Here is an 18315-nt window from a genome sequence, read left to right as displayed (position 1 = left end):
CCGTCCGGGAGACGCGACGTGACCACACCTGAGGATCCGAACCAGCCTCGCCCGTGGCAGGACCCACGCGCAGGCCGTCCCGAGCCAGACGAGCCCGACCAGACCGCCTCCACCGGCTCCGACTGGACGCCCGGCGAGTGGTCGACCGCGGAGCCGCCGTCGTGGAGTGAGCCGTGGCCGTGGGACAAGCCCGCCCAGGACTCCGCGCAGGACCAGCCCTCGGACGAGCCTCCGGCCACTCCCGGGGAGCAGCAGCCGTCCGAACCGCAGCAGCCCGCGTGGCAGGAGCCGGCCGGGCCTCCCGGGCGGCCCGACAACGACCCGGAGCGGACGGCGGCCTTCCCTGCTCCGGGATCCACGCCGTCGTACCCCGGCTGGGACCGGGACTCGAGCGATCCGGAGCAGCAGCCGCCGACGCCTACGCCGTCGCGCTACGATCCGCCCACTCCGCCGCCTTCCGAGCAGGGGCCGTCTTTCGCGCCTCCCGGGGAGCCGTACCGCTCGCCGTACGAGGGGGGTCCGAAGGAGTACGGGCCGTCGGCCACCTACGGCACGCCCGAGGACCAGCCGCCCACCACCTCCGGCTGGCGGCCCGGCGTCCCCGGCGCCTTCGAGTCGCCCACTCCGGACCGGCCAGGAGCGCCGGGCCCGTACCAGGCTCAGGGCCAGCCACCAGGGACCCCGGGACGGCACGAAGGCCAGCCAGAAGACCAGGGCCGACCTGGAGACCAGGGCCAGCAGCCCGGGGGTCCGGAACAGCCGGGAGACCAGGGCCAGCCCGAAGAGCCGGGACAGCAGCCGGGAGGCCAAGGACAACCGGGAGGGCCGGGGCAGCAGCCGGGAGGCCAAGGACAACCGGGAGGGCCGGGGCAGCCGGGTGAGCAGCCCGGCGGACCGCGGTACGGGCAGGAGCCCGGCCCGGCCGGCGGGACCGAAGAGGGGCGCCCAACGCCGGGAGCCCAGCCGTACGGCGGCCCTGAGCAGGCCGTCCCCGGCACCACCCCGTCGAGCCCGTACGGCGGCGCGCCGGGATACGGCCCGCCCGCCGGGGGAGCCGTCTACACGCCGCCTCCGGGCGGCGCGGGGCAGTACCCGCCGGACTGGCAGCCGCCCAAGCCGGGCAACGGCCTGGCCACGGCCGCGCTGGTGCTGGGCATCGTGAGCATCTTCCTGGTGTTCGTCTGCGGCATCGGCGTGATCACCGCCATCGTCGCGATCATCCTCGGCTGCGTCGCGCTGGCCAGGGGCGTGGGCAAGGGCAAGGCCATCACCGGCATCGTCATCAGCGTGCTCTCGCTGATCGTGGTGACCGTCGGCGCCTTCTGGTTCTTCAACATCGTCCAGGAATGCAGCCGCCTGCCCGGCGAACTGGCCAACAGGTGCATCGAGGACCGCCTGCCCTGGATGCGCCGGTAGCCCATCAAAGCCGGTAGCTCATCAAAGAGGCAGATGGCCGGACAGGTCGGCCCGGGCGCCGCTCGCCGAGACGGCGCCCGAGGCCATCGCCTCGTCCCAGGTGATCCGCCCGAGCGCCAGCCAGATCCACGTCCGCGCGTCGGTCTCCACCACGTTGGGCGGCGTACCCCGGGTGTGCCGGGGACCCTCGATCGCCTGCACCGCCGCGTGCGGCGGCACCCGCACCTCCACCGTCCGCCCGGGCGCCGTGCCGGCCAGCCGCTCGAGCAGGTGCCGTACGGCCAGCCGTACAGCCGCCCGCTCGGGCTCGAGCCCGCGGTCGTAGGCCGCGACCACCGCGGCGACCAGGGCGTCGGCCAGCGCGGAGGCCGGCCCGTCGTAGGCGGGGGAGTCGAGCGCGATCAGCTGCGCGTCCAGCGCGGCCCGCAGCTTCTCTGGATCGATCTTTCGAGGTGCCACCCACTGATCCTAAAACCTGTTGACCTGAAGTTAAGTTGAGCTTCTAGGCTTCCATGTCATGAGCATGGAAGTGACCGCGTGGCACCAGTTGTACTCGTTGAACAACCAGACCGAGCGCCGTCCGCTGTCGAAGGAGACGCTGCGCCGGATCGCGGCCTTCGCCCGGCCGCACAAGAAACGGATCTCCGCGTTCCTGCTGTTGAGCCTGGTGATGGCGGCCCTGGCGGTGGTGTCGCCGCTGCTGGCGGGCCGGGTGGTCGACGCGATCGTCAAGGGTGAGCCGTTCGGCGTGGTGGGCGGGCTGGCCGCGTTCATCGCGGGGCTGGCGATCGCCGAGGCCGGGCTGGGGCTGGTGACCAGGTGGATGTCGGCGAGCCTGGGCGAGGGGCTGATCCTCGACCTGCGGACCGCCGTGTTCGACCACGTGCAGCGGATGCCCATCGCGTTCTTCATGCGGACCAGGACGGGCGCGCTGGTCAGCCGCTTGAACAACGACGTGATCGGCGCCCAGCGGGCCTTCACCGACACGCTGTCCAGCGTGGCGGGCAACGTGGTGACGCTGGTCCTGACGCTGACCGTGATGATCGGGATCTCCTGGCAGATCACGCTGCTCGCGCTGATCCTGCTGCCGATCTTCGTGCTGCCCGCCCGCCGGATGGGCGTCAGGATCGCCCGCCTGCGCCGCGAGGCCGCCGACCACAACGCGGCGATGGGCAACCAGATGACCGAGCGGTTCTCGGCGCCCGGCGCGACGCTGGTGAAGCTGTTCGGCCGGCCGTCGCGGGAGTCCGCCGAGTTCGCGGCCAGGGCGCGCAGGGTGCGCGACATCGGCGTGCGCACCGCCATGAACCAGTCGGTCTTCGTCACCGCGCTCACACTGGTCTCCGCGCTCGCGCTGGCCCTGGTGTACGGCCTGGGCGGCTTCTACGCGCTCACCGGGCGCCTCGAGGCGGGCTCGGTAGTGGCGCTCGCACTGCTGCTGACCCGGCTGTACTCGCCGCTGACCGCGCTGGCCAGTGCCCGCGTCGACGTGATGAGCGCGCTGGTCAGCTTCGAGCGCGTCTTCGAGGTGCTGGACCTGGAGCCGCTCATCAAGCAGCGGCCGGGCGCCCGCGCGGTGCCCGAGGGCCCGGTCTCGGTCGAGTTCGACGACGTGCGCTTCAGCTACCCCTCGGCCGACAAGGTCTCGCTGGCCTCGCTGGAGGAGGTCGCCACGCTGGACTCGCGCGGCGGCGAGCAGGTGCTGCACGGCATCTCCTTCACCGCCGAGCCGGGCCAGATGGTCGCGCTGGTGGGCTCGTCGGGCGCGGGCAAGTCCACGATCGCGCAGCTCCTGCCCCGCCTCTACGACGTCGACTCGGGTGCGGTACGGCTGGCCGGGGTGGACGTGCGCGACCTGACGGCCGAGTCGATCCGCGACACCCTCGGCATGGTCACCCAGGACGGGCACCTCTTCCACGAGACGATCAGGGCCAACCTGCTGCTGGCCAGGCCCGAGGCGGCCGAGGACGAGCTGTGGGACGCGCTGCGCAGGGCCCGCCTGGCCACGCTCATCGAGTCGCTGCCCGACGGGCTCGACACGGTGGTCGGCGAGCGCGGCTACCGCCTGTCGGGCGGGGAGCGGCAGCGGCTGACGATCGCCCGGCTGCTGCTGGCGAGGCCGCGCGTCGTCATCCTGGACGAGGCCACCGCCGCGCTCGACTCCACCAACGAGGCGGCGGTCCAGGCGGCGCTGGCCGAGGCCCTGGACGGCCGCACCGCCGTGGTCATCGCCCACCGCCTGTCCACGATCCGCGCCGCCGACGCCATCCTGGTCATCGAGGACGGCCGCGTGGTCGAACGCGGGACGCACGCGGAGCTCCTCGCCGCGGGTGGCCGCTACGAGGAGCTCTACCGCACCCAGTTCGACGACCCCGCCGAAGCCGTCGTCGCCTGAACCCACGCAGGGGTCAGCCGACAGGGGCCGGGGCGGGCAGGTCCCTGCTGGGCTGCTGCTCGGGAGCGCGGCGGGCCCGCAGGGTGACGAGAGCCACCGGGATGCCGAGCAGCACGATCACCGCGGCGACCACCAGCGTGAACTGGTAGGCGTCGAGGAAGGCGATCAGGGGCGGCTGGTGGCTCGCGCTCTGCCGGGCGCTCAGGATCGCGCCGAGGACCGTGATCCCCAGGAGCCCGAACACCTCGCGGGAGACGTTGAGGACTCCGGAGGCGATCCCGGAGCGTCCGGCGGGCATGCCGTTCAAGATGACCGCGGTCAGCGAGACCAGCATCCCGCCGCCGAGCCCGTAGAGCAGGAACCAGGGCAGCACGTCACCGTAGGTGCCGGAAGCCCCGACGCCGGACAGCATGTAGATCGCCACACCCATCAGCGCCAGCCCGAGCGCCACGGTCCGCCCGACGCCGAAGGTCGCCGAGATCCGCTGCGAGAGCATCGCCATCACGGCCATGACCAGCGCCATCGGCACGAACGACGCGCCCGCCTCGGTGGGAGAGAACCCGAGCACGTTCTGCAGCCAGAGCGCGCTGAAGAAGTAGATCCCGAACACCCCGAACGACCAGACGCCCATCGTGGCCAGCCCGCCGGAGAACACCCGGGCACGGAAGAGCGACAGGTCGATCATCGGCTCGGCCGCCCGCGACTCGATCAGCAGGAACGAGGCCGCGCCCAGCCCGGCGATCCCGAAGGCGGCGAGGATCTCGGGCGAGGTCCACCCGGCCGACGACCCCTCGATGAGGGCATATGTCAGGGCGAACAGGGCTACCGCCGAAGCCACCAGACCGGGCACGTCGAGGCTATGCCGTACCCGGGAGAAAGCCGGACGGACCGCCCAGAACGCCAGCCCGAAGGTGGCGACCCCGATCGGGACGTTGATCAGGTAGATCCAGCCCCAGTGCAGGTTCTCACTGATGAAACCGCCGGTCACCGGGCCCAGGGCCATCGACAGCGCGCCTGCGGAGCTCCAGATGCCCACGGCCCTGCCGCGTTCGGCGGGGTCGGGGAAGATCTGCGCGAGCAGCGACAGCGCGGTCGGGGTCAGCAGTGCGGCGCCGACTCCCTGTGCCGCCCTGGCGGCGATGAGCACCCCGGCGCCCGTGGAAAGCCCCGCGGCCAGCGACGAGAGCGTGAAGACGGCGAGGCCTGACAGGAACAGGCGGCGCGCACCGAACAGGTCCGCCAGCCGGCCGCCGGCGAGCATGAGACCGGCGAAAACCAGGATGTAGCTGGAAGTGATCCACTCCAGGCCCGAGATCGTCAGCCCGAGATCCCGCTGGATCGTGGGGAGGGCCACATTGGCCACATTGTTGTCCAGATAGGTCATGAACGTGCCGAGGGTTACCGCGGCCAGCGCCCACCATCTCATCGGTCACTCCTATACGTCGTACTTGTACGTCGTATAGTTGAACTTGTACGGCGTATAGTTGTCAACCGTGATGGGAAAACTGACCGCGGAGGCCATCGTCGAGCGGGCACTGGAGATCGGTGACGCCGAGGGGCTCGACGCGGTGACGATCCGGCGCCTGGCCACCGAGCTCGGCGTGACTCCGATGGCCCTCTACTGGCACTTCAAGAACAAGGAACAGCTGCTCGTCGGCATGGCCGACCACCTGATCGCCAGCTTCGCCGCCAAGCCCGCCGACGAGCGGCCGTGGCAGGCGCAACTACGGGACCTGGTCGAGGGCCTGATCAGGACGCTGCGCACCCACCCGTGCGCCAAGAACGTGATCGAGCAGGTCGACCAGGCCTCGGTGTCCAGCTTCCTGTCGGTCTGGGACCAGGCGCTCGGGCTGGCCAGGGCGGCCGGATTCTCGCCGGAGGAGAGCTGTCTGATCAGCAAGTACCTGCTGCAGAGCGCGATCGCGATCGCCGACGCGCCGGTGCACCTGCGCGCAGGGCGTTCGGAGGAAGAGGCCGAGGAGGTCGTCAGGATCAAGCGGCTCGGGCTGCAGTCGCTGCCGGTCGACAGGTATCCACACCTGGTGGAAATGGCAGGGCCTATGGTCGAAGGTATGGATCCTGATTTCTACGACTCGTTCGGAGTCGACCTGGTCCTCAGCGGCATCGAGGCGCTGGCGAGGTCGCGGGCATGAGCTTCGAGGTGGTGTGCGAGATCGAGCCGCCGACCACGCCGGACCTGAAGCACGTCAGGCACCAGATCGGCACGATGAGCAGGGTCGCCGACGCCTTCCTCATCCCCGACAACCACATCGGGCGTGCCACGGTGTCGAGCGTGGCCGTGGCGCACGAGGTGGAGGCCATGGGCGGGCGCAGCATCGCCTGCCTGAACTCGCGCGACCGCAACCTGCTCGGCTTCCGCCGCGACCTGCTGACGGCCGCCGCCTACGGCGTCGACCAGTTCCTCTTCGTGTACGGCGACAAGCCCACGAGCGGCAACAGGACCAGCGACCTGACCGTGCGCTCCATGATCGACGAGGCCAAGCCGGACTTCCGCGTCGGGGCCGCCGCCGGGCTGCGCCCGCTGCCGTCGTGGAAGCGGGCGGCCGACTTCCTGTTCGTCCAGGTGAGTTTCTCGCTGGAGGCGCTGCTGCGCTGGCGGGAGGCCAACCCGGTCGAGGTGCCGGTGTACGCCGGGGTGATGGTGCTGGCCAGCGAGGGACACGCGCGCCGCCTGGCCTCCGCGATCCCCGACATCGACATCCCCGAGGACCTGGTCGAGCGCGTCGCCGCCGACCGCATGGCCGGCGTCGAGGCGGCCTGCGCCCAGGTGCTGGCGATCCGCGACTCCGGCGCCTTCGACGGCGTCCACCTCATCCCGGTGACCCGCTACCGCGACGTGGAGTCCAGGCTGGCCGCCGCGCTCTGACGATCCCTGGCCAGGGCGGCCAGCACGGCGCCGGCCAGGGAGACCGCGAAGAGCAGGCCGTAGGTGCGCTGGAAGCCGGCCATCAGCTGGTCCACCGCGACCGGGGACAGCTTGGCCAGCGTGGCCGCGTACACCTGGTCGCGCAACTGCGGACTCACCGACGAGGTCAGCACGCTGAGCGACAGGCCCACGCTGATCACGATGCCCACGTTCATCACCATGAGCCGGAACCCGTTGACCACGCCCAGGCTCCCGCTGGGCAGTGCCCGCATGACCTGCGTGGTGTTCCCCGTCAGGAACGTGCCGCCCCCGCACCCGGCAACGAACAGCCCCACCCCGATGACCCAGTACGGCGTGCCAGGGTCGGCCGTCAGCATCAGCGTGCCGAGCCCGGCGGCGCTCATCAGCATGCCCCCGATCGACAGCACGTACGGCGAGACCCGCCCCCCGAGCGATCCGGCGATCGGCGAGGCCAGCGCCATGCCCACCGGCACCGGCAGCACGCTCAGCCCGGCGGTGAAGGCGTCCACGCCCCTGGCGGCCTGGAAGTACAGGGCCACCACCAGGATGAGCGCCGAGCGGGCCAGCGCGGCGCAGAAGGAGGCCAGGTTCGCGCACGCCAGCATCCGCCCGCCGAACAGCCGCAGGTCCAGCACGGGATGTGAGGCCCGCCGTTCGACCAGCAGGATCAGCGGCACCAGCACCACGAACAGCCCGAAGCCGACCAGGACCACCGGGCTCGTCAGCCCGCTGGACCCCGCCTCGGACAGGGCCAGCATGAACGCCGACAGGGCGGCGAAGATCAGGGCGTTGCCCAGGAAGTCGACCGGCGTACGCGGGCCGGGCGGCACCTTGCGCAGCGTCAGCCAGCCCCACACCAGCGCGACCAGCCCGGCGGGCACGTTCACCCAGAAGATCCATTGCCAGCCCGCCGCCTCGGCGATCAGCCCGCCCAGCGTCGGACCGGCCAGCTGCGCCACCGAGAGCGTGCCGATGTAGACGCCCATGCCCTGGCTGAGCCGGTCGGCCGGGAACGCGTCGGTGATGATGACCGTGCCGTTGGCCAGGATCATCGCCGATCCGATCGCCTGCAGCACTCGCATCCCGACCAGGAACCAGACGCTCGGCGACAGCCCTGCCGCCAGCGAGGCCACGGTGAACAGCGCGAACCCCGCCAGGTAGACCTCCCGCCGCCCCAGCAGGTCGGCGACCCGGCCGAAGAACACCAGCGAGGCGGTGTTGACCAGTAAGAAAGACAGCAGGATCCACCCGGACTGGAACGGGGTCGCGTGGAAGTGCCGTACCACGGCGGGTAGTGCCACGTTGAGCGTGCTGCCGGCGATGCCGATGAGGACGAGTCCGAGGCTGGTGACCGAGCAAACGCGCCACGCGTAACGGAGGCGGTCAGCGTAATCGGGGGAGACCGCGACCATATGTCCTACTATGCCCGGCTGCTATCTGGCGCGTTTACGCAGCCCCTCCAGGTCGTGAATCACCACCCGGCGCCGCCCTGTCTCGATCAGCCCGCGGTCACGCAGCGTGCGCAGCGCCTTGCTCACGGCCTCGCGCGAGGCGCCGGTCCACCCGGCCAGCTCATCCTGCGACAGCGGCAGCGCCACTCGCAGCCCGCCGTTGGTCTTCTCGCCGTACCGCTCGGCCAGCTCGATCAGCCGGGTCGCCACCCGGCCCGTGGTGTCGAAGGCGCCGTACTCGATCCGCTTGCGGTCGGCGTCGCGGATCTTCGCGGTGATCAGCTGCATGAGCAGCACCGCGATCCGCCCGTGAGCCTGCAGGAAGGAGGCGAAGTCCGGCACCACGATGCCCGCGACCGGCTCGAGCGCGGTGACCGTGGCCGAACGGGGCGAGCCGTCGATGGCCGAGAACTCGCCGATCAGCCCGCCGGGCCCGCGCACGGCCAGCACCACCTCGGTGCCGCTCGAGGTGTGCGAGGAGACCTTCACCCGCCCCTCGGTCAGCGCGAGCACCCAGTCGGAGGTGTCACCCTCCGACATCACGGTGTCCCCGCGATCCCATCGCCTGGGTCGTCCCGACGCGCGCAGCGCCGCGATCTCGTCTTCCGTCAGCAAGGAGAGGAACTCACCTGGCTCTGGATTCATGAGGCGATTACATCGCGGTCAGCACGTACGCGTCGACCCGCTCCTGCTTTCCCTTCAGGTTCAGCATGCCCAGGGGAGTGACCGAAACACCGCCGTCGAGCTGCTTCAACGTCTCCGAGCCGATCACCACCGTGCCGGGCTCCGCCATGGTCTGGAGCCTGGCGGCCACGTTCACGCAGTCGCCCATGGCGTTGAAGCCGCGCAGCTCGGGACTGCCGATGTTGCCGACCAGGGCGAGCCCGGTGTTCACGCCCACGCGGAACGTCGGCCAGGCCACCGAGTCGGTGCGCTGCCAGGACACCTCCTCGGCCACCTCGGCGGCGGCCCGCTGCATGGCCAGCGCCGCCCGGCAGGCGGCCGCGGCGTGGTCGGCCTGGGTGGCGGGGGCGTTGAACAGCGCGAGCAGCGCGTCGCCGACGAACTGCACGATCGTCCCCTTCTCCCGGAGAATGCACGGCACCGCGGCGGTGTGGTAGCGGTTGAGCATCTCCACGATCTCGCCGGGCGCGACCTTCTCGGAGAACGTGGTGAAGCCCTTGAGGTCGGCGAACAGCGCGGTCAGCACCTTCAGCTCGCCGCCCAGCGCGGCCTGCGCCGGGTCGGCGAGTAGCGCGCTGGCCACGTCGGGCGACATGTACTGCCGGAAGAGCGTCTCCAGCTCCTGGTAGAGGCGGGCGTTCTCCAGCGAGATCGACAGCTGCCCGGCCAGCGTGGCGGCCAGCGCCTCATCCTGCGTGGTGCCGCCGACGGGCACCTCCAGGGCGCCGGCCAGGTGACCCTTGACGGTGAGCGGGAAGGTGAGCAGGTTGCCGCGCCGGATCGGGGCGTCGCCGTCGAAGGCGTACTCGCGCGAGCCGATGTGCGCCCTGCCCTCCGACACGAGCCCGATCTTCACGTCTCCGTAGGCCTGCCGTACCCGCTCCAGGGCTGTGGAGAGCAGCTCGTTCTCGGCCAGGCCGACCCGCGTCTGGGCGCTGACGTCCACCAGGGCGGCCAGGCGCCGCGACAGCTCGCGCTCGCTGGCCAGGGCCCTGCCCGCGCTGTCCAGGACCGCGCTCTGGCCCTCGTTGAGCCGGAACTTGCCCGACAGGCGGGTGGCGGCCAGCGGCTCGCCCCGCCGTACGTGCTCGACCAGTTCCTCGAGCGCGCGCTCGTAGTCCTGCTGGATGCGGCGTACGGTCGCCGACAGCGCGACCGAGTCGAACAGCCCCGCGCTCGAGCCCTCGCGCCTGAACTGCAGGTAGGCGCTGTAGGCCACGAACACGAAGGCCAGCGTCAGCAGCAGGTGCCACTCCCACCACGACAGGTGCCAGTTGAGCTGCGACATCCCCGCGATCATGGCCTCGGCCAGCAGCGCGTAGGCGGTGATCAGGCTGATCAGCATCGCCGAGGGCCGCCGCCGGTGCAGCAGGAACATCATCACGCTGCCCGCCGCGTACAGCGCCAGCCCGGGGATGGACAGCCAGACCAGCCAGTCGACCGGCGTGGTCAGCGGCGGTCGGCTGAGCGGGGTCAGGTCCGGCACCAGCGAGGCGACCCCCCACAGCACCATGAACCCGAACAGGATCCCGCGCACCAGCTGCTGGGAGTCCAGTACGGCTCGCGCCGCCCGCTCGCCCAGCGGCAGCGCCGAGGCGAAGGCGAAGGCCGCCGCGATCGTCAGCCCGACCTGCTGGCCGACGTCGAAGCCGAGCGACCCGGTGGGCAGGATGATCTTCGGGGTGGCCAGACCGTGCAGGAAGAAGAAGCCCGCGCTGGTCAGGAAGACCATCGAGACCAGCCAGAGCCTGGCGTCCTGGCGCCTGCGCGAGGCCTCGCTGATCAGCATGCCGAGCACGACGTTCAGCCCGGCGACCGTGACGATCATCCAGAAGTGGCTGGGATTGTGCTGCCAGGGGATGTTCAGGTCCTGGTCGGCCAGCAGCAGCCACAGGCCGAGCAGGGGCAGGAGCAGATGGATCGCCCAGACCACGCCCCGCACCGGCTGCGTGGCTGGGGGCAGGTAGGGAGCGGACACGCCCCGATTATCCATCGGGGGTGGCTCCGGCCAATGCGTCCTTTTACGCACAGCGAATCTTCTTGACTCGTCAAGTAACGTCAACCCGGCCTGTAACCCTACGTTTCGTGACAAACACGTTATGTCACTACTGCCAACCTCTGGAACGTTTGAAACGTGTACCTCTTGCTCAACACGAGCAACAGAGGTTTCGTGGAAGGAAAGTCGTGGCTATCAAGCTTCGCGGTGGGCGCACGCTCACCCTGGCCACTATCGGGGCGCTCGCCGCTTCGCTGCTCACCGTCGGTGGGGTCGCCACCGCCTCGTCGGCCGGTGGCGAGGTGCACGCCTGCGTCAACAAGAAGACCCGTTACGCGCGCATCGTCAACCCGTCGACCCCCTGCAGGAAGACCGAGGTACGGGTGCTGATCGGCGGCGGGGAAACCACCACCACCACCGGCGTCACGGCCGGTCCTAGGGGTGACCAGGGTCCCCAGGGGCCGAAGGGCGACATGGGCCCCGCTGGACCTCAGGGCCAGCCGGGCAAGCCGGGCGCGCAGGGCCCGAAGGGCGAGACCGGCCCCGCAGGACCGGCAGGTAAGCCGGGGGAGGCGGGCCCCCAGGGCAAGCCCGGCGCGGAGGGCCCGAAGGGCGAGACCGGCCCTGCCGGGCCGCAGGGCCCGAAGGGTGAGACCGGTCCGGCGGGTCCGGCGGGCAAGCCGGGCGAGGCGGGCCCGGCGGGCAAGCCGGGTGCGGAAGGCCCCAAGGGTGACACCGGGCCCCAGGGTCCGAAGGGCGAGCAGGGCCCCAAGGGTGAGCCGGGCGGCGCCTCCAGTACGTACGTGAAGTCCGTGTCCGTGAGCGGCCTGGGTTCGACGACCGCCAGCTGCAAGAACGGCGACGTCGCGACCGGCGGCGGGTTCTCCTTCACCACGCTCAAGAACGCCGTCGTCATGGCCAGCGAGCCGAACAGCGGCACCGGCTGGACCGTCACCGTGGCCAAGGACGACAACGGCGGCGGCAACAACAAGGACAACGGCACCAGCGTGGTCGGCTCCGCCTACGTGGTCTGCCTCGGCAAGGCCTGATTCATCGGGGGCGGGTACCGCGTACCCGCCCCTCGAGGATCAACCGAAGATGGCGGGCAGCGTGCCCTCGTGCGTGGCGCGCAGCTCATCCACGGGGATCTCCAGGAGACCCTCGACGACCAGCGCGTCGCCGCCCGTGGTGCCCAGGCCGTAGCAGGGGACCTCGTGGCGGGCGCACAGCGCGGCGAACTCGTCGAACGCCTCGGGCTTGACCGTCACCAGCGCCCTGGCCGCCGACTCGCTGAACAGGTCGGTGAACGCGTCACCGCTGAGCGCGACGCGGGCGCCGACCCCCTGAGCCAGGCACGACTCGGCGAGCGTAATCGCCAGGCCGCCGTCGGACAGGTCGTGCGAGCCCTCCAGCAGCCCCAGCTTGGCCGCCTCCACCAGGACCGTGGCCAGAGCGCGCTCGGCCTCCAGGTCGGCCTCCGGCGGCAGGCCGCCGAGGTGACCGTGGGCCACGTGCGCCCACTCCGAGCCGCCGAACTCCGCCCGGGTCTCGCCCAGTAGGAGAATGCGCAGGTCCTCGGCGACGAACCCGGACCTGACGCGCTTGGCCACGTCGTCGATGACGCCGAGGACGCCCACGACCGGGGTCGGGTGGATCGCGGTCGAGCCGGTCTGGTTGTAGAAGGACACGTTGCCGCCGGTCACCGGGACGCCCAGGGTGCGGCAGGCGTCGGCCAGGCCGCGTACGGCCTCGGCGAACTGCCACATCACCTCGGGATCCTCGGGCGAGCCGAAGTTGAGGCAGTTGGTCACGGCCAGCGGCTGGGCGCCGGTGACGGCCACGTTCCGGTAGGCCTCGGCCAAGGCAAGCTGCGCACCGGCGTACGGGTCGAGCCTGGCGTAGCGGCCGTTGCCGTCGGTGGCCAGCGCGATGCCCCTGGTCGTGGGCTCGGCCCCGGCGATGACCTCGGAGATCCGCAGCATGCCCGCGTCGGCAGGCTGGGCCAGCACGGTGTTGGAGCGGACGTAGCGGTCGTACTGGGAGGTCACCCACTGCTTGGAAGCCAGGTTGGGCGAGCCGAGCAGCTCCAGCAGGGTGCCGCGCAGGTCCACGGGGCGGTCGAGCTTGTCCGGGGTGTCGGCGTTCAGCGCGGCCTGGCCGACGGGCTCGTGGAAGGGGCGCTCGTAGACGGGGCCCTCGTCGGCGGCGGTGCCCGGCGGGATGTCGACGATCGTCTCGCCGTTCCACGTCATCACCAGCCGGCCGGTGTCGGTCACCTCGCCGATCACGGTCGCCGGGACGTCCCACTTCGCGCAGATGCCCATGAAGGCGGAGATGTCCGACGGCCGGACGACCGCCATCATGCGCTCCTGCGACTCACTCATGAGGATCTCCTCAGGCGTGAGCGAGGGGTCGCGCAGCGGGACCAGGTTGAGGTCGACGCTCATGCCGCCGGTGCCCTTGGCGGCCAGCTCCGTGGTCGCGCAGGAGACCCCGGCCGCGCCCAGGTCCTGGATGCCCACGACCACGTCGGCCGCGTACAGCTCCAGGCAGCACTCGATGAGCAGCTTCTCCATGAACGGGTCGCCCACCTGGACGGCGGGTCGCTTGGCGTGCGACTCGTCCTCGAAGGTGGCCGATGCCAGCACCGAAGCCCCGCCGATGCCGTCAGGGCCGGTGGAGGCGCCGAAGAGCACCACCTTGTTGCCGGGTCCTGGGGCGGTGGCCAGCTTGATCTGGTCCTTGCGCAGCAGGCCCACGCAGAGCGCGTTGACCAGCGGGTTGCCGATGTAGCAGGGGTCGAAGACGACCTCGCCGCCGATGTTGGGCAGCCCCAGGCAGTTGCCGTAGGACGAGATGCCCTCGACCACGCCGGGCAGCACCCGCTTGGTGTCGTCCTGGCCGGCGCCGCCGAAGCGCAGCGCGTCCATGACGGCGATCGGGCGGGCGCCCATCGACATGATGTCGCGCACGATGCCGCCGACGCCGGTGGCCGCGCCCTGGTGCGGCTCGACGTACGACGGGTGGTTGTGCGACTCGATCTTGAACGTGGCGGCCCAGCCGTCGCCGATGTCCACCACGCCGGCGTTCTCGCCCATGCCCACCAGCAGCGCCTCGGACTTCGGCGCCTTGGTGCCGAACTGGCGCAGGTGCACCTTGGACGACTTGTAGGAGCAGTGCTCGGACCACATGACGCTGTAGATGGCCAGCTCAGAGCCGGTCGGACGGCGACCCAGGATCTCCTTGACCCGGTCGTACTCGTCCTGCTTCATCCCGAGCTCGGCGAACGGCATCGGCACCTCGGGCGTCTCAGCCGCGTGCTTCACGGTGTCAGTCATGCGTTCACCAGCTTCTTCAGGATGGAGGTGAAGAACCCGCGGCCATCGGTCGAAGGCGCGCCGACCAGGTCCTCCATCGCGTGCTCCGGGTGCGGCATGATGCCGACGATGGTGCCCGACTCGTTGCGGACGCCGGCGATGTCGTCGATCGCCCCGTTGGGGTTGCCGATGTAACGCATGACGACCTGCTGGTTGGCCTCCAGCTCCGCGATGGTCTCCGGGGAGGCGACGTAGCGGCCCTCGGCGTGCTTGATCGGCAACACCAGCTCCTGGCCAGGAGCGAAGGCGTTGGTCCACGCCGTGTCCGTGGACTCAACCCTGACCCGCTGGTCACGGCAGACATAGTGCAGCGAGGCGTTGCGCGTGAGCGCGCCCGGCAGCAACCGGGCCTCGCACAGGATCTGGAACCCGTTGCACGTCCCCAGCACGGGCAGCCCCGCCCGCGCCGCCGGCACCAGCTCCTCCATCAGCGGCGCGAACCGCGAGATCGCCCCGCACCGCAGGTAATCGCCGTAAGAGAAGCCACCGGGCAGGAAGACCGCGTCGACCCCCTTCAGATCGTGATCAGCGTGCCACAACGGCACCGCCTCGGCTCCCACGAGCCGGACGGCCCTGGCCGCGTCCTGGTCGTCGAGTGTCCCTGGAAACGTGACTACGCCCACCCGGGCAGCGCTCATGACCCTTTCCCCTCCGAGGAATCCCGCCCGGATCGCATCCCATCGCCCGGCGGTGCCCCCCACGATATCTGCTGGTCCCCGCTGCTCACCGCCCGGCTCCCCGCGTGCCCGGCCTGGGTTGCGTCGTGGCGGCGGCCGGCCAGGCGTCGCCGGAGGAGCGTCTCCCTGGACAGGGCCCAGCCGAAGTGCGGTGATCGGCGGTGGGGCGGCTTGCCGTACGCGAGGACTCGGACGGCGGGAAGTCAGACGGCGGCCAGCTCGCGAGTGGGGGCCTCGTCCCAGACGAGGGTCTTGCGCAGGTGGACCGTGGTGCCGCGGGGGCCGGCGGCGAACGACAGCTCGTCGACCACCGAGCGCATGATGAGCAGCCCTCGGCCGTTCTCGGTCTCGGGGGGCGGGAAATGCACGGGCATGGCGGGCACGCCGCCGCCGTTGTCGGTGATACGGACGTCGCACTGGCCGTAGCCGATCGACGCCGCGACCTCGTAGCGGTTGGCAGGACCTCCGTGCCGCACGGCGTTGGAGCACGCCTCGGAGACCGCGAGCAGCAGGTCGGAGATGCAGGTCTCGCTCACGTGGAGCGACCGCATCGCGTCACCCAGCACTCGCCTGACCATCGGTATGCCGATCGCATCCCGAGGCAGTGCCAACGAGAACTCAATATCCACCGGACTCCTCCGGGCGCCGGAATGTCACCTGGAGTAGGTTTCCCCGTGAAATCAGGGCTAACCGCAAAATCACGTTGTTGTTATTTACTGTTGGCACAGCCGTTGCATTGTGGCACGTGAGAACACCGCTTTAACCGCCCGCGGGCATTTCCAGTCAGGAAAATGTGACCTAGCTCTCAACACGCACGGTGAAGTCCTCGATCACCGTGTTGGCAAGCAGCGTCTCGGCCATCTTCCGAACCTCGGCCAGGGCGGCCTCGTCGGCGGGCCCTTCCAGTTCGACCTCGAACCGCTTGCCCTGACGGACCGCGGACACGCCGGAGAAGCCGAGCCGCGGCAGGGCGCGGGCGATGGCCTGCCCCTGGGGGTCGAGAATCTCGGGCTTCAGCATGACGTCGACGATGACGCGCGCCACAGGGTCCTCCTGGTCTAGCGGCCTAATACCGCTCCTCAGCCTAGTGCCAGCCGACATGGTGGACGTGCCCAGGCAGTCTCTAACCTCTGGGGTGCCGACGCAGGTAGGTGTCGGCGGTATCCCACAGGGAACGGGGAGGACATGGGGCTTGCGCGGAGGACTGTGACGTCTGCCACGATGTCCCAAACGCGTGCTCCCAAACCACCACCTCTTGGGATGTACGCACGTAAGGCTGGCCTAAGGTGGCAACCCCACCGGCACCGGCCCCGACCGCACAGGAGTGGCAAGTGACAGTCGACGCCTCTCTAGGTGCTGAAGACGCACCTCCGGAGCTCGTCCAGCTGCTTACCCCGGAAGGGGAGCGAGTCGAGCACCCCGACTACGACATCGACCTGACTTCCGAGGAGATCAGGTCGCTCTACCGCGATATGGCGCTCGTCCGCCGCATCGACTTCGAAGCCGTGGCGCTCCAACGGCACGGCGAGCTCGGCATCTGGGCCTCGCTGCAGGGCCAGGAGGCCGCGCAGATCGGCTCGGGCCGCGCGCTGACCGACGCGGACATGGCGTTCCCCACCTACCGCGAGCACGGTGTCGCCTGGTGCCGTGGCGTCGACCCGGTGAAGCTGCTCGGCCTGTTCCGTGGCGTCAACCACGGCGGCTGGGACCCCAAGGAGCACAACTTCCACCTGTACACGATCGTGATCGGCAGCCAGACGCTGCACGCGGTCGGCTATGCGATGGGCGTGCAGCGGGACATGGCCAGCACGGCCACGATCGCCTACTTCGGCGACGGCGCCAGCTCCCAGGGCGACGTGAACGAGTCGTTCGTGTGGGCCAGCGTGTTCAACGCCCCGGTCGTGTTCTTCTGCCAGAACAACCAGTGGGCCATCTCCGAGCCGCTGGAGAAGCAGTCGCGCATCCCGCTCTACCGGCGCGCCTCCGGCTTCGGCTTCCCCGGCATCCGGGTGGACGGCAACGACGTCTTCGCCTGCCTGGCCGTCACCCGGCAGGCACTGAAGAACGCGCGCGAGGGCCAGGGCCCGATGCTGATCGAGGCCTTCACCTACCGCATGGGCGCCCACACCACCACCGACGACCCCACCCGCTACCGCGTGGCCAGCGAGCTGGAGGCGTGGAAGCTGAAGGACCCCATCGAGCGCGTCAAGGCCCACCTGTTCAAGACCGAGCAGGCCGACCAGGCCTTCTTCGACGACATCGAGGCGGAGGCCGACCAGCTCGGCGCCGACCTGCGCCGCCGCTGCCTGGAGATGCCCGACCCCGGGCCGCTCGACATGTTCGAGCACGTCTACCGCGAACCACACGCGCTCGTCGCCGAGGAACGCGCCCAGTACGCCGCCTACCTGGAGGGATTCGACTCATGAGCGTTCTTTCCCTCTCCAAGGCGCTCAACGAGGGCATGCGCAAGGCGATGGAGGACGACTCCAAGGTCCTCATCATGGGCGAGGACGTCGGCAAGCTGGGCGGCGTCTTCCGCGTCACCGACGGCCTGCAGAAGGACTTCGGCGAGGACCGCGTCATCGACACGCCGCTGGCCGAGTCCGGAATCATCGGCACCGCGATCGGCCTGGCCCTGCGCGGCTACCGTCCGGTGTGCGAGATCCAGTTCGACGGGTTCGTCTTCCCGGCCGCCGACCAGATCATCACGCAGCTGGCCAAGATGCCGATGCGCTCGCTCGGCGCGATCAAGCTGCCCGTCGTGGTCCGCATCCCGTGCGGCGGCGGCATCGGCGCCGTCGAGCACCACAGCGAGTCGCCGGAGTCGTACTTCACCCACACCGCCGGCCTGCGTGTGGTGGCCTGCTCCAACCCCGCCGACGCCTACACGATGATCCAGCAGGCGATCCGCAGCGACGACCCGGTCATCTTCTTCGAGCCCAAGCGCCGCTACTGGGAGAAGGCCGACGTCGACACCACCTCCACCGACTGGTGGACGCCCTTCGACAAGGCCAAGGTCGTACGGCAGGGCGGCGACGCCACCCTGCTCGCCTACGGGCCCATGGTCAAGACCTGCCTGGAGGCGGCCGCCGCCGCCGAGGAGGACGGGCGCTCGCTGGAGGTCATCGATCTGCGTTCGCTCAACCCGCTCGACGCCCCGCTGGTCATGGACTCGGTGCGGCGCACGGGCCGGGCACTGATCGTGCACGAGGCGCCCGTCTACAGCGGCTTCGGCGCCGAGCTCGCGGCCAGGATCACCGAGCAGTGCTTCTACCACCTGGAGTGCCCCGTGCTGCGGGTCGGCGGCCCCTCGACGCCGTACCCGCCGTCGAGGCTCGAGGACTACTACCTGCCCGACCTGGACAGGGTCCTCGAGGCGGTCGACCGGGCGTTCGGGTTCTGAGGGAGAGA

Annotated in this window: 16 protein-coding genes; 7 read left to right on the top strand and 9 right to left on the bottom strand. The window is 70.4% G+C overall.

Translation table 11 applies throughout. From position 1 onward, the window contains the following. The first annotated feature begins 18 nt into the window (after nt 1–18). On the top strand, nt 19–1416 hold the full coding sequence (locus ACIBHX_RS43675; RefSeq protein ID WP_397073798.1) for a hypothetical protein: 1398 nt from the start codon (nt 19–21) through the stop codon (nt 1414–1416). Between the two features lie 21 nt (nt 1417–1437). Here the strand turns inward: ACIBHX_RS43675 and ACIBHX_RS43670 are convergent, their stop codons facing one another. After that, nucleotides 1438–1875 carry a sterol carrier family protein gene (locus tag ACIBHX_RS43670; protein ID WP_397073796.1) on the bottom strand — a complete coding sequence of 146 codons (438 nt, stop codon included), beginning with the start codon at nt 1873–1875 and terminating at the stop codon, nt 1438–1440. Nucleotides 1876–1933: 58 nt separating this feature from the next. Here ACIBHX_RS43670 and ACIBHX_RS43665 point away from each other — a divergent pair, with 58 nt between their 5' ends. Then, a complete protein-coding gene (locus tag ACIBHX_RS43665; RefSeq protein WP_397073794.1) occupies nt 1934–3811 on the top strand; it encodes an ABC transporter ATP-binding protein in 1878 nt (625 codons plus the stop codon). 13 nt (nt 3812–3824) lie between these two features. Here ACIBHX_RS43665 and ACIBHX_RS43660 read toward each other — a convergent pair whose 3' ends face one another. After that, complete coding sequence (locus ACIBHX_RS43660) at nt 3825–5237, bottom strand: DHA2 family efflux MFS transporter permease subunit (protein ID WP_397073793.1); 1413 nt, start codon at nt 5235–5237, stop codon at nt 3825–3827. 70 nt (nt 5238–5307) lie between these two features. Between ACIBHX_RS43660 and ACIBHX_RS43655 the strand changes: the two genes are divergently transcribed. Both ACIBHX_RS43655 and ACIBHX_RS43650 read left to right on the top strand, forming a co-directional pair. Further along, complete coding sequence (locus ACIBHX_RS43655; protein ID WP_397073978.1) at nt 5308–5964, top strand: TetR/AcrR family transcriptional regulator; 657 nt, start codon at nt 5308–5310, stop codon at nt 5962–5964. Then, nucleotides 5961–6698 carry a methylenetetrahydrofolate reductase gene (locus tag ACIBHX_RS43650; protein ID WP_397073792.1) on the top strand — a complete coding sequence of 246 codons (738 nt, stop codon included), beginning with the start codon at nt 5961–5963 and terminating at the stop codon, nt 6696–6698. Before ACIBHX_RS43655 ends, ACIBHX_RS43650 begins: the two co-directional genes overlap by 4 nt. Here ACIBHX_RS43650 and ACIBHX_RS43645 read toward each other — a convergent pair. Genes ACIBHX_RS43645 through ACIBHX_RS43635 form a run of 3 tightly spaced genes read right to left on the bottom strand, consistent with a single transcriptional unit; the run spans nt 6659 to nt 10832 of the window. After that, a complete protein-coding gene (locus ACIBHX_RS43645) occupies nt 6659–8131 on the bottom strand; it encodes an MFS transporter (RefSeq protein WP_397073790.1) in 1473 nt (490 codons plus the stop codon). The genes ACIBHX_RS43650 and ACIBHX_RS43645 overlap by 40 nt on opposite strands. Nucleotides 8132–8152: 21 nt before the next feature. After that, entirely contained in the window at nt 8153–8815 is a 663-nt protein-coding gene (locus ACIBHX_RS43640) for a Crp/Fnr family transcriptional regulator (protein ID WP_397073788.1), read from the bottom strand. Nucleotides 8816–8822: 7 nt separating this feature from the next. After that, nucleotides 8823–10832, bottom strand: a complete 2010-nt coding sequence (locus ACIBHX_RS43635) for an adenylate/guanylate cyclase domain-containing protein (protein WP_397073786.1) — start codon at nt 10830–10832, stop codon at nt 8823–8825. A 206-nt stretch (nt 10833–11038) separates the two neighbouring features. On the opposite strand from ACIBHX_RS43635, the gene ACIBHX_RS43630 reads away from it, so the two are divergent. Next, the gene (locus tag ACIBHX_RS43630; protein ID WP_397073785.1) at nt 11039–11899 is read left to right on the top strand and encodes a hypothetical protein; all 861 of its coding nucleotides are present in this window, start codon (nt 11039–11041) and stop codon (nt 11897–11899) included. A 39-nt stretch (nt 11900–11938) separates the two neighbouring features. On the opposite strand, the gene purL is transcribed toward ACIBHX_RS43630, so the two are convergent. The 4 genes from purL to purS form a co-directional block, all read right to left on the bottom strand. Beyond that, nucleotides 11939–14188 carry a phosphoribosylformylglycinamidine synthase subunit PurL gene (purL, locus tag ACIBHX_RS43625; protein ID WP_397073783.1) on the bottom strand — a complete coding sequence of 750 codons (2250 nt, stop codon included), beginning with the start codon at nt 14186–14188 and terminating at the stop codon, nt 11939–11941. Further along, nucleotides 14185–14865, bottom strand: coding sequence for a phosphoribosylformylglycinamidine synthase subunit PurQ (purQ, locus tag ACIBHX_RS43620; protein WP_397073781.1), 681 nt, complete (start codon nt 14863–14865; stop codon nt 14185–14187). Before purQ ends, purL begins: the two co-directional genes overlap by 4 nt. Before the next feature lie 242 nt (nt 14866–15107). Beyond that, on the bottom strand, nt 15108–15482 hold the full coding sequence (locus ACIBHX_RS43615; protein ID WP_397073977.1) for an ATP-binding protein: 375 nt from the start codon (nt 15480–15482) through the stop codon (nt 15108–15110). 220 nt (nt 15483–15702) lie between these two features. Next, entirely contained in the window at nt 15703–15948 is a 246-nt protein-coding gene (purS, locus tag ACIBHX_RS43610; protein WP_397073779.1) for a phosphoribosylformylglycinamidine synthase subunit PurS, read from the bottom strand. Nucleotides 15949–16235: 287 nt separating this feature from the next. On the opposite strand from purS, the gene pdhA reads away from it, so the two are divergent. Both pdhA and ACIBHX_RS43600 read left to right on the top strand, forming a co-directional pair. Next, nucleotides 16236–17330 (top strand): pyruvate dehydrogenase (acetyl-transferring) E1 component subunit alpha, encoded by a 1095-nt coding sequence (pdhA, locus tag ACIBHX_RS43605; RefSeq protein WP_397073778.1) that lies wholly within the window; start codon nt 16236–16238, stop codon nt 17328–17330. Beyond that, entirely contained in the window at nt 17327–18307 is a 981-nt protein-coding gene (locus ACIBHX_RS43600) for an alpha-ketoacid dehydrogenase subunit beta (protein WP_397073776.1), read from the top strand. Before pdhA ends, ACIBHX_RS43600 begins: the two co-directional genes overlap by 4 nt. Nucleotides 18308–18315: the final 8 nt, after the last annotated feature.

The organism is Nonomuraea sp. NPDC050536 (assembly GCF_044457685.1).
Classification (GTDB): Bacteria; Actinomycetota; Actinomycetes; order Streptosporangiales; family Streptosporangiaceae; genus Nonomuraea.
The sequence above is the reverse complement of the archived record's forward strand: the minus strand, read 5'-3'. Positions and strand labels throughout refer to the sequence as shown.